Source organism: Nitrosomonas limosa (assembly GCF_054188085.1).
The window spans coordinates 1,951,076-1,962,762 of sequence record NZ_CM135180.1 but is presented as its reverse complement, the minus strand read 5'-3'; the positions used below and the strand labels follow the sequence as shown (position 1 = coordinate 1,962,762).

At 47.3% G+C, this 11,687-nt stretch carries 9 protein-coding genes; 7 read left to right on the top strand and 2 right to left on the bottom strand.

Going from position 1 to position 11,687, the window contains the following annotated elements; genetic code table 11:
* The first annotated feature begins 226 nt into the window (after positions 1-226).
* Positions 227-2,491 carry a VCBS domain-containing protein gene (locus ACV7NC_RS08970; protein ID WP_458152191.1) on the top strand — a complete coding sequence of 755 codons (2,265 nt, stop codon included), beginning with the start codon at positions 227-229 and terminating at the stop codon, positions 2,489-2,491.
* A 305-nt stretch (positions 2,492-2,796) separates the two neighbouring features.
* Here ACV7NC_RS08970 and ACV7NC_RS08965 read toward each other — a convergent pair whose 3' ends face one another.
* The gene (locus tag ACV7NC_RS08965; RefSeq protein WP_458152190.1) at positions 2,797-3,498 is read right to left on the bottom strand and encodes a type 1 glutamine amidotransferase; all 702 of its coding nucleotides are present in this window, start codon (positions 3,496-3,498) and stop codon (positions 2,797-2,799) included.
* A gap of 148 nt (positions 3,499-3,646) precedes the next feature.
* Between ACV7NC_RS08965 and ACV7NC_RS08960 the strand changes: the two genes are divergently transcribed.
* Positions 3,647-5,029, top strand: coding sequence for a DUF2868 domain-containing protein (locus ACV7NC_RS08960; RefSeq protein ID WP_458152189.1), 1,383 nt, complete (start codon positions 3,647-3,649; stop codon positions 5,027-5,029).
* A 3-nt stretch (positions 5,030-5,032) separates the two neighbouring features.
* Positions 5,033-6,436, top strand: a complete 1,404-nt coding sequence (locus tag ACV7NC_RS08955; RefSeq protein ID WP_458152188.1) for a GTPase/DUF3482 domain-containing protein — start codon at positions 5,033-5,035, stop codon at positions 6,434-6,436.
* A gap of 63 nt (positions 6,437-6,499) precedes the next feature.
* Here the strand turns inward: ACV7NC_RS08955 and ACV7NC_RS08950 are convergent, their stop codons facing one another.
* A complete protein-coding gene (locus tag ACV7NC_RS08950; RefSeq protein ID WP_458152186.1) occupies positions 6,500-7,645 on the bottom strand; it encodes an FAD-dependent oxidoreductase in 1,146 nt (381 codons plus the stop codon).
* Positions 7,646-7,852: 207 nt separating this feature from the next.
* Between ACV7NC_RS08950 and ACV7NC_RS08945 the strand changes: the two genes are divergently transcribed.
* From ACV7NC_RS08945 to ACV7NC_RS08930, 4 genes are all read left to right on the top strand, one after another.
* Positions 7,853-8,362, top strand: coding sequence for a peptidoglycan-binding domain-containing protein (locus tag ACV7NC_RS08945; protein ID WP_458152185.1), 510 nt, complete (start codon positions 7,853-7,855; stop codon positions 8,360-8,362).
* A gap of 409 nt (positions 8,363-8,771) precedes the next feature.
* Positions 8,772-9,890 carry an adenosyl-hopene transferase HpnH gene (gene hpnH / locus ACV7NC_RS08940; RefSeq protein ID WP_458152184.1) on the top strand — a complete coding sequence of 373 codons (1,119 nt, stop codon included), beginning with the start codon at positions 8,772-8,774 and terminating at the stop codon, positions 9,888-9,890.
* Between the two features lie 52 nt (positions 9,891-9,942).
* Positions 9,943-11,070, top strand: a complete 1,128-nt coding sequence (locus tag ACV7NC_RS08935; protein ID WP_458152183.1) for a glycosyltransferase — start codon at positions 9,943-9,945, stop codon at positions 11,068-11,070.
* Entirely contained in the window at positions 11,048-11,686 is a 639-nt protein-coding gene (locus ACV7NC_RS08930) for an ABC transporter substrate-binding protein (RefSeq protein WP_458152182.1), read from the top strand. Before ACV7NC_RS08935 ends, ACV7NC_RS08930 begins: the two co-directional genes overlap by 23 nt.
* Position 11,687 lies beyond the last annotated feature (1 nt).

Genomic DNA, 11,687 nt, shown 5'->3' with positions numbered 1-11,687 from the left:
GGATAATAGAATTTCATTGATAACTCATTATTTATCAGTTCTTATAGCTCTCTTCATTTGATTAAAAATGGCATTTCAACCTTGAATCTAATTATATTGATAATTATCAATATAATTATTCTACAAAGATAAATAATACAATAAAAAATTGTGATTACTCTTTGTGATTAGAAGTTTTTTCATTGAATTGTTGAATTAAATTAAATCTTAAATGGAGAGAACTGTCATGGCAAAAACTGAAAATCCAAAATCCGGAAATAAACTGCAAGCACAGAATGATTTGTTCACTAATACAGGATTGACGGAAGATTCAAGCAATATTGTAACGCTCGATGTGATGAGCAATGATGGCGGTGGAAAAGGAATATCACTATGGTCTTTAGATGATGGTGTTAATGCTGCTACTGATCTATTAACTCAAGATGCCGCAAGAACCCGGGAAACCAGCACAGACCGGAGTAACAACGGCGCCCTTATCTGGATCACACCCGATGGCAGGGTTGGCTATGATATCAGTACGGTTTCCGAATCCTTTAAGACTCAGCTACAGGGACTAACAACAGGCGAGACGCTCACAGATACTTTTACCTACGCAGTTACGCGCGGCAACACGCTCAGTTGGGCAACTGCAGCAGTACAGTTCAATGGGATAAACGATCCATCCGTTTTAAGTTCGGCAATCGTTCCTTTGGCCGAAACCAATGCACCACTGAGTACTTCCGGTACCCTTAGCATTAGTGATATTGATACGACTGAGTCTTTCTTAGCGCAAGCAGGCACTGCGGGCACTTATGGTACTTTTGCAATTGATGCCAGCGGGGTTTGGACTTATACGGCTGGTGCGCACAACGAGTTTGTCGCGGACACTATTTACACAGAAGTTTTTAATGTTGCCAGTACCGACGGCTCCACCTCCACAGTAACGCTCTACATTGTCGGCACCAATGATGCTGCGGTGCTGAGCTCGGCAATCGTACCGCTGACCGAAAGCAACGCAATATTGACCACCAGCGGCATACTCAGTATTAGCGATATTGATAGTCCGAATACCTTTGTTGCCCAAGTCGCTACGGCAGGTGCGTACGGTATTTTCAGCGTCAATAATGCCGGTGCTTGGACTTACACAACTGACAGCGCACATGATGAGTTTGCAGCCGGCACCACTTATACGGATAGCTTTACTGTTACCAGTGCCGATGGTACAACGACAAATGTAACCATGAATATTCTCGGTACAAGTGAAGTGCCGGTTATTTCCGGCGTGTCCAGCGCCAGCGTGACGGAAGATACCAATCTGGCTAATCAAATCTTATCTTTTAGCACGCCCAGCGTACATAGTGTGAGCGCTTCTTATCCACAAAATGTCGCGGTAGCAGATGTAAGCGGGGATGGCAAACCGGATATTGTGGCGGTTGATGCAGGTAGCAACGCCGTGTCCGTATTACTTGGTAACGGTCATGGTGGTTTTGGCGCAGCCAGTCTCTATGGTGTGGGGGCAGTTAGTCCCTTTGGAGTAGCAATAACGGATATTAATGGCGATAGCAAACCTGATATTGTTACAGCCGATACTGGAAGTGGCGCCGTATCGGTGCTATTGAGCAATGGTCCAGGCACTTTCAGCCCGCCCAGTGTATTTGGTGTAGGTGCATCCATCCCCTATAACCTTGCCGTGGCCGATGTGAATGGCGATGACAAGCCGGACATTGTTACCTCAAATTATAATAGCAACAACGTGTCGGTGTTATTGGGTAACGGTCTCGGAAGTTTTAGTGTGACAGGTCTGTATAGCGTGGGTTCCGCCTTTCCTTTTGATATCGCAATGCGTGATGTAAATAATGACGGCAAGCTTGACATTGTTACGACAAATGTAGGTAGTAACAATGTGTCGGTACTGTTAGGTAACGGCATTGGCGGGTTTGGCGCGGCCAATATTTATAGCGTGAGTGCGGTCCAACCCAGAAGTGTTGCTTTGGCAGATGTGAATGGTGATGGCAATGCAGATATTGTCACGTCGAATTATGTTGGTAACAACGTATCGGTACTGCTGGGTGATGGACTAGGCGGCTTTGGTGCCGCGAACGTATATAGCGTGGGTGCATTCAGTCCCAATAGCGTTGCATTGGCAGATGTTAATGGAGATTATCGTCCTGACATCGTTACAACCGATGCAAATAGTCATGCTGTGTCAGTGCTATTAAACGATAGCCGGGCTGATCTTTTCGCGATCGGGTCGTTGAGTATTAGTGACCTAGATGCCGGAGAATCCAGCTTTATACAGCAAACCAACACGCTGGGTAATCACGGTTATGGCCGATTCAGCATCGATGCTTCGGGTGCATGGCAGTACATGGCTGACAATAATCAAAGCGCTATTCAAGAATTGGATACCGGGGAAACGCTGACTGATAGCTTTACCGTTTCTAGTTTCGATGGTTTAGCGCATCAAGAAATTACAGTTACCATCGTGGGTGTTGCTGAAATGGTAGTTTGAGTGTAACCGGGAGAATGTACAGATATCTGTCATTTCGAGTACAGCGAAAATTTATAGTTTTGATTGTCAGCATCTTTCTCTGTGTTCGAAATGACAAATAAGGGTAATTCAGAACTTCCACTTGAATGGTTAGCGAGCTTGGAATGAACGGATTGAATTCTGCAATACAATATTTCATTTTCTTTTAATCTCTTCCGGGTTTAATTCCTCGCCCCTTGGGGCGAAGGCTGGTTGAAAACCAGCAGTCTGAAGAGCGCTTTTAATACCTCGCTGCTTGCGGCGGGGTGCTTTATTTTTCAAATAAATTATTTCAAATTTCTAATCCATTTGCGGTACAACCCCTCTGCTACCGTATTCAGTGCAGCGATACGTTCCGGCAGATTCTTTTCAATCTCCTCCAACGACTGCACCGAAGGTTGATTCAGGCTGGCGAGTTCTTCCGCGCCGACGCTGCACCAGTCGATGACCAGGCGTTCGGTCATTTCGACGTGGCATTGCATGCCCATGTGCATGCCCATTGCAAATGCCTGATTTTCGCAATACGGACTCGACATAATACAGGTAGCGCCCTGCGGGATGCTAAACGCTTCGCCGTGCCAGTGAAACGAATTGAAGCTGGTCAAATCACCGAACCATTCACGCGCCACCGGATTGTCCGGCACGGTAACCTCGCCCCAGCCCATTTCCTTGACCGGATTGGCGGTAACGACGCCACCCAGGGCTTTGGCCATGAGCTGACCGCCCAGACAATGACCCAGCACCGGCACATCCGCGGCGACCGCTTGACGGATCAGCGATAATTCCTGTTCGATCCACGGCAAATCGTCGTTGACACTCATGGTCCCGCCCATAAATACGAGGCCGCTGAATTCTTCGACACTGTCCGGTAATTTTTCTCCGGCGTCGATTTTGATCAAGCGCCACGGAATATGATTGTTATCGAGAAATGTGGCAAAATAGCCGGGCCCTTCGATCGGAATATGTCTGAAAATTACTACCGGTTTCATGAAATTTCCTGCCATAATTTTGAATGTTGATTACGAATTTTAGCCTGTTTTACGCAAAAATCTGATGCCTATTGTATTTGAACCGTGAAGTGTCTTCCAATCAGCCGCTGTAATGTTTTGACTCTCACCATTTGGAATTAACCGGGAAATGTCTGTAAAAAAGTATGTTTTTGCTGATCTGGTACGCATTGAACAATTGCGAGCAATCGAATCGGCGAAGCCGGAGCAATTATCGTATGCCGGTATTCGCGATATGCCTGGTACCGTCAACGGGAATTTCAACTATCGTCAGTTTGTTAACCGGCTTACTTTTCGCGCCCAGCAGTTGATCCGCGAAAATGCGCTGGAGGATGCGTTGCAGCAGCCAAATAAGCAATTTGTCCGTGCACGTTGGATTTGCTGGACGCTCGCGGTGGTTTTAGGCGGCTTGGCGGCCAGCCAGGCGGTCAGCGAGTCGACGACATTGAATATCTACTGGTTGCTTGCAGTGCTGCTCGGATTTAACACGATTTCTTTATTATTGTGGCTATCGGGCATCACGTTAAATTTGCAAAGCTTGAGTAGCGGCATCGTGGCACAGTTTGTCAGTTGGTGGCCTTACCGCCACAAAAAAGACCCCACGGTTTCTTCATTGGCGTCACATGCCTGGTGGGAAAGTTGTTTAACCGGCGCTGTCGGCAAATGGCGCATCAGCGTTCTTACGCATCAGTTTTGGCTGGCTTACCTGACAGCAGGATTGGTCTTGCTGATCATGATCATGATGGCTAAACAATACAACTTCATCTGGGGTACAACCATTCTGCCCGATAGCGCTTTGCCGCAATTGACGCAAATAATTGGTAAGCCGCTGGAAGCATTGGGATTAAAAATACCGAATGATCCGCAGACCGCGGCGAGCCGCATTGGAGCAGGTAAACAAGACGCGGAAACGCGCACGGCATGGGCGGTTTTCTTAATTGGCGCATTGCTGGTTTATGGCATTTTTCCGCGGCTGCTCCTGCTTGGTTTTTCATGGATCATGCAGCAATGGGCTGAAAGACGCTTTAAGCTGGATCTCTACCTGCCTTATTACATTGAATTGCGTCAGCGCCTCATGGCGCGTGAAGTGAAAGCCGAAGTCATCGATGCCGATCCGCTGGCCGGCATTAAGCCTGCGGAAATTGCCCGACCGCCGGAACATGTGGCCATTCCAGCCAATGCGCAAGCGATTGGCGTGGAACTGGACGACAGTACGCATTGGCCGGAATCGGTCACTTGCCGTCTTAATATCATTGATCAAGATTCGCATGATCAAGCCATAACAATGATTAGGAACTTAAGCGCTCCCTTGCTGCTGGGTGTCGCTGCGCATCGCTTACCCGATCGGGGAATTCAGCGCATGATCAAAGAATTGGTCGATAGCAGCCATGCGAAACCCTGGTTGATTTTGTTGAACAAACCTTCGGCAACGGTCACCAGCGCTCGTGAGTTTGCCTGGTTCCGGCTGGCCGAGGCTTGCGGTATTCCCGCAGAACATGTTATTACGCGATAAATCATGATTGTCCATAATCCCCGGCAAACGCAAACCGATGTGCTCCTGCACATTGCGGTGGTCGGTCATACCAATACCGGCAAAACATCGCTAATCCGTACCATGCTCCGCAGCACGGAGTTTGGCGTGATTGAAGATGCTGCGGGCACCACCCGGCATGTGGAGCAAGCCACGATTTCCGCCGACAATACACCGGTTTTGAATTTGTACGATACCCCCGGTTTGGAGGATTCCCGGGCATTATTTGCCCATATAAAAAAACTTCAGGCTAAATCAGCAACATTACGGCCTTCGCAAGTTCTGGAGCAATTCGTTACACAGGTCACGGTCAACGATCCGTTGGAGCAGGAGGCAAAGGTCTTGCGCCAAGTGTTACGCAGCGACATTTTGTTATACATCATTGATGTCCGCGAACCATTCCTGGAAAAATACCGCCTGGAATTGGAAGTTCTGACGCAGGCTGGAAAACCGATAATCCCGGTCTTCAATTTCATTGCCGGTCATGAACGGGAGCTTGGCAAATGGCGTGAATATCTGTCGGCCTATCAAATGCACGCAACACTGGAATTCGATACGGTCGCTTTTGCATTTGAAGCGGAAAAACGGTTGTATCAGAAAATGCAATCGCTGCTGGAATCGCAGTACAGTCATTTGCAAAAACTCATCGACTACCGCGCCAGGCTTTGGAATCAGTTGTGCCTATCGGGCGCCAGGCGCGTTGTCGAATTGATTGTCGAGGTTGCCTGCTACCGTGAAAGCAAAACGGTTAACAATCACGCAATCGCGCATACTTTGCTTGAAGACCGGCTGCAGGAATTTGTCCGCAAAGCAGAACGGCAGTGTCTGCATGATTTATTGACGATTTTCAACTTCTCGGAAAAGGATGTGGCGATTCAGAACATTCCTGTTAGCAATGGTCAATGGCAATTGGATATTTTCGCACCCGGTATTCTAAAAGCTTATGGCTTGGATGTTGGTAGCGCGGCCGCCAAAGGCGCTGCTGCCGGTGCCGGGATTGATTTAATGGTTGGTGGCATGAGTCTTGGAGCTGCCAGTGCATTGGGTGCGCTTGCCGGCGCCGGCTGGTCCACTTTCAAGCGATACGGCGATGAAATCAAAGCAACCGTCAAAGGTGCCAAATGGCAATGCGCCGATGAAACCACGGTACAAATTTTGTACCTGCGCCAGAAACACTTGCTGAAGAAATTGATGCATCGTGGTCATGCCGCGCAAGATACGCTGCATGTGGATAAAGCGGATACCGAGAAATTACCGGATCAGTGGCAAAAGATGATCAGCACTTTGCGGCAGAACCCCTCATGGCAGGAGCCTTCACCATCCCGCAATGGCAACGCGCAATATCAGGAAATAGAAACCAAGCTGGTTACGGCGTTGCTGGATGCCTAGAAGCTTAAAATTTACGGGATTATATCGAATAGCTGCATCCGGCCTATCGTTACCGTCCGGTGATTATGGGTTGAATCGTGAAATGAATGAGCGATCTATCAGATTTTTCCAATACCATACCCACTTACCTTTGGCAAAGAAGTTTCCCCAGGAAGCAACGGCATAACGCTCACCCGCGGTTAATAAGTTTAAATAACGCCGTTGAGGTTGATAAGGAGAAAGTGGCTGATTCTGTAACAGCGCGGCAATATTCTTCGCCAGGACGGGGCCCTGCCGTACCGCGTATACTCCCGCTTTGGGCAATGAGACTGGGCAAAACGACGCTGCATCGCCACTGGCGAAAATTTCCGCATGCGAAATACTCCGTAGATTCTGATCCACCATGACGAATCCTTTTTCGTCACATTGAATACCGCTTTCTTTCAACCAAGGTGAGGCTGTTGCATGAATGCACCAGACAGCGAAGTCGTATTGCAGTGAAGTCTGATCATCGAGAAATATCTGCTGCCCGTCGATCGCTATGACCCGCTTCCCGCGGATTATTTTAATACCCGCCGATCGTAAGTTTTGGTCAAAAAAATCCTGAACTTGCTTGTTATGCGTGCCGAGAATTTGCCGATCGGCGCAGACCAGTGTGAAATCCGATTGTCTTGAATACTGGCGATGCATTTTGTAGTGCATGGCTAGTAGTATTTCGATTCCGGCAGCTCCTCCTCCGATTACCGCCACGCGCGGCGGCTGATGGGAATACCAGCTTGAGCCGAGCCAGGATTGCCATCCTTGTAAAAAACTTTTGATCGGTTTGATGGGATGACCATAGTGCGTGGCTCCCTGAATTTGGTGAAGCGCCGGTTGTGAACCTGTATTGATGGACAGCAAATCATAATGCACAGGAGGGCGGCGATCACAAACTACCTGTCTGCTTAGAAGATCCAGCGCATGAACCTTGCTTTCGATAAATTGCACCCCGGCCCATCGGCAAAGTTTCTTTAAGTTTATGTGGCATTCATCAAACGCATAGTGTCCAGCGATCAATCCAGGAATCATTCCGGAATAGGATGTCAACGCATCCGGGCTGATAAGCGTTAAACTTGCGCCCGGAAACGGGTGCATTCCAAACTGCTTAATGACGGCAATATGACTATGTCCACCGCCAACTAAGCATATGATTCTTCTATTTTTTGTGGCGTTAAACCCCTCATTGGTCAATTTTTTTTAGATTGCGTTATGATTAGAAAAGTGTGATAGTTCGCATCGCAGTAGGATGCGTTAGTTCATGACGCTATAAATATAACAATTAAATGAATATGGTTTCGTGGATTATTCGGAGACAGATGGAAGATAAAGAAGCTGGTCATTAGAATGCGTAACTTGCGTCATTTAATGATTTTTTTAAATTTTTCATGGAGAATAGTAATGAGAATTAGTAAAACCAATAAATTAACAACTTACACGATACTTTTTTTGTCAGTGGGATTGTTATTTGGTTGCAAACCTATTTTTGAAAAAAAACCGCTACCCCCAAAGGATGATCAAGCTGCTGCTGCACCGGCTGCAGCACCCGCAACACCTGAGCCGGCACCGGCTGCTGCACCAGCTGCGGAATCAACTCCGATTGAAGACGTGCAGAGTTTACAAAGTATCGAATCAACCGACGAAGCCGCCGCTGCTACTGAAGAGGAATCCGCTAGTGTTGCCGCTGTTGAAGTAGCGGATGACGGTGATGATGTTGTCAAAACGACCCCGGCATTGATGAAAAAAATTCAGCAAGCGCTCGTGGATGCAGGATTGAATCCCGGACCTGTTGATGGAGTGAGTGGTGCCAAAACAGTTGCCGCCATCGAAAGTTTCCAGAAACAAAATGGTATAGCTCCCGGAAAAATTAACAAGAGAACGCTTCGCGCACTCGGTGTTTCGTTCGAATAACGCGTCAAGCCTTATTGCAGGATCATTCACACCAGGAGCTTACAGTTCCTGGTGTGTTGTTTTGTTTCATAATAAATTTACGCTTGATTGGTTTTTTTGATAGTTGCACGTAATAAATTCTCTAAGCTGTTATAAAATATTTGCTATCGAAGGGTTCATGTTCTATAGTTGAATTTGGAATGCTGATTTTAATGCCTTTTCAGCTAATTATAGAGCTGTAAATGTTCGGAATATTCAGATTGTAGTTACATTTATTACAGCGCCTTTTCAGTGTTCAAGAAGCCATGTAGCAACGCCAGATCGTCTGATTGCTACCGCGCAAACCAGGTTATGTTTGCCTTTCGGTTTTTTTCGTACCAAAATTTTTGGTCATTCTTTTGCTTTAGAAGTATTTTGGGAGGTTATATTCATGGGTGTTCCTTTACGCCAGCAGATTGCGGTCGGTACTTATCTCATTAAACAAAAGATAAGAGGTGTTAAAAAGTACCCGCTGGTGCTGATGCTTGAACCTTTGTTTCGCTGTAATCTGGCGTGTGCCGGATGTGGAAAAATCGCTCATCCGGAAGATGTTCTCGATCAGCGGCTTTCCTATGAGGAATGTATGCAAGCCGTCGATGAATGCGGAGCTCCGATGGTTTCGATTCCTGGTGGCGAACCGTTGTTGCACAAGGAGATGCCGCAAATTGTCGAGGGCATCATTAGACGTAAGAAATATGTTTATTTGTGCACCAATGCATTGCTGCTGAAGAAAAGAATCAGTGACTACACGCCTTCTCCTTATCTAACTTTTTCCATTCATCTCGATGGCATGAAAGAGCGTCACGATGCTTCGGTTTGTCAGGAAGGTGTCTTTGACCGTGCGGTTGAAGCAATCAAGTTAGCTTTGGAAAAAGGATTCCGGGTTACCGTGAATTGCACGCTTTTTCAAGGAGAAACACCGGAAGATGTGGCTGAATTTCTTGATTACGCTATGGAGCTTGGTGTTGAAGCTGCGACCATCGCACCTGGATTCAGTTATGAAAAGGCACCCAAGCAAGATGTTTTTATCAAAAGCCAGGATACCAAAAAATTGTTCCGCGGCATTTTTGAATTGGGTAAAAAACTGAAACGCAAATGGCGCTTGAATCATTCCGCGCTGTATTTAGATTACTTGGCTGGTAATCAAAATTATAATTGCACCCCTTGGGGCAATCCGACTCGCAATGTCTTCGGCTGGCAAAAACCTTGCTATTTATTATCAGACGAAGGGTACGCCAAAACGTTTAAAGAGCTTCTGGACGATACGCCTTGGGAAAAATACGGCACCGCCAATAATCCCAAATGTGCTCAATGTATGGCCCATTGCGGATATGAAGCCACCGCTGTTGAAGATACCCTGAGGCATCCATGGAAGGCGCTCATAGCTTCTATGAAAGGCCCGAGAACAACCGGACCGATGGTTGAGGAACCTGCTCCAAAATGGGCCGCGGAAGATGCGCAAACAGCCAAAAAGCTCTCTGACATCAGGGTATCTGTAATCAATAAGTAATCAGGAAAAGATACGCAAGCGCTTTTTGGGTCTACTGAATGCGGGAATCAGAGTGGAGGTAGGTTTATATCTGTCAATTTTCGGTGCAATATGCTGGTGGTCATTGATGCTATTGCCGTGGAAACCTTGGAGCACTCGGGAAAAAATTGAAGCGCAACGGACAGGAGCATTGAACCAAGCCCTGCAGGATATCACCGTGCTTGTTCCGGCTCGTAACGAAGGTCCGTATATTCAGCAGACCCTCCGTGGTATCGGGTCCCAGGGTAGCGGTATGACGATCATAGTAATTGACGATCAATCGACAGATGATACTGCCGCACAAGCCCGGCAAGGCGGTGCCACGGTCATTTTAGGTACAGCGCCCCCGGCAGGCTGGAGTGGCAAATTATGGGCGCTGGAACAAGGATTAAGAGCAGTCAAAACGCCTTATACGTTATTGTTGGATGCTGACATTGAACTTGCTCCAGGAATAATCTCAGAGCTGCATCAAAAAGCCCGCCAGGAAAATCTTTCTTTGGTATCGCTGATGGCTGAACCGCCGATGCTGAATTTTATCGAACGGTTGCTAATGCCCGCTTTTATTTTCTTTTTCAAACTGTTGTATCCTTTCGCATTGGCAAACAAACCCTCCTCGCGGATAGCAGCCGCAGCCGGCGGGTGTATTCTGGTCGAGACTCAAGCGCTGCGTTTGGTGGGGGCTTTTTCAAACCTGCACGATGCCTTGATCGATGATTGCACATTAGCCGCTCGTATCAAGCATGCCGGTTTACGTACCTATCTCGGACTCAGTCATGCCGCGCGCAGTCACCGTGGTTATGATGGATTAAAACCGATTTGGGAAATGGTTGCCCGAACCGCTTATACCCAGTTAAGATATTCGATAACCTTGCTGGTTATTTGTACATTGATCATGACCGCCATGTTTTGGGCGGCTCCTTTTGCATTTGTGTTTGCGCCCGAGCAAGAAATTCTCTTGATGTGCATGCTGGTGTGGGCCGCCATGTTTTTTACCTATCTACCGACTTTATCTTATTATCAGCGTTCTCCTTTCTGGTGTCTTGGATTACCTGTCATTGGCACGTTATATTTAGCAATGACATGGACATCAGCGCTGCGTTACTGGCGTGGAGAACGCGCTAGCTGGAAAGACCGCCGTTATGAAAGCAAAACAAATGGTTAATATTTTTGGATGGTGCTTGGTACTGGTTATGCTTTTGCCGATTTCATCGGCGTTTGGCACCGCTGAATCAGAAAACAGAAACCCGGAACAGGTGATTCAATATTTGCAATCATCGTTATTGCACGTCATGCAGGATGGCGAGAAACTGGGTTATGACGGGCGTTATAAATATCTGGAACCAGTGATCGATCAATCTCACGACGTCGATCTCATTATCAAGACGATCTTGGGCGCGACGTATTGGTCGCAATTAGACGCAACGCAACAAGATCTGATGGTGGACACATTCCGCCAGCTCAGTATCGCCACCTACGCCGGACGATTTACGCATCATGAAGGTGAACAATTCCGAATCATTGAACAGCGCGAATTGCCGCGCGAGCAGGTTCTGGTGCGCAGTCAATTAACTCAATCGGACGGTGGAACGGTCAATTTTGATTATGTGCTTCATCAGGATCGCGGCCAATGGCGCATCTCCAATATTTTATTCGATGGTGTCAGTGATCTCGCGATCAAACGTGGTGAATATCGCGCCATCATGCAACGCAGCGGAATTCAAGCGTTAATCGATATGCTGAAGGAAAAAATCGCATCGACCCGGCAGAATCCGCAATGAG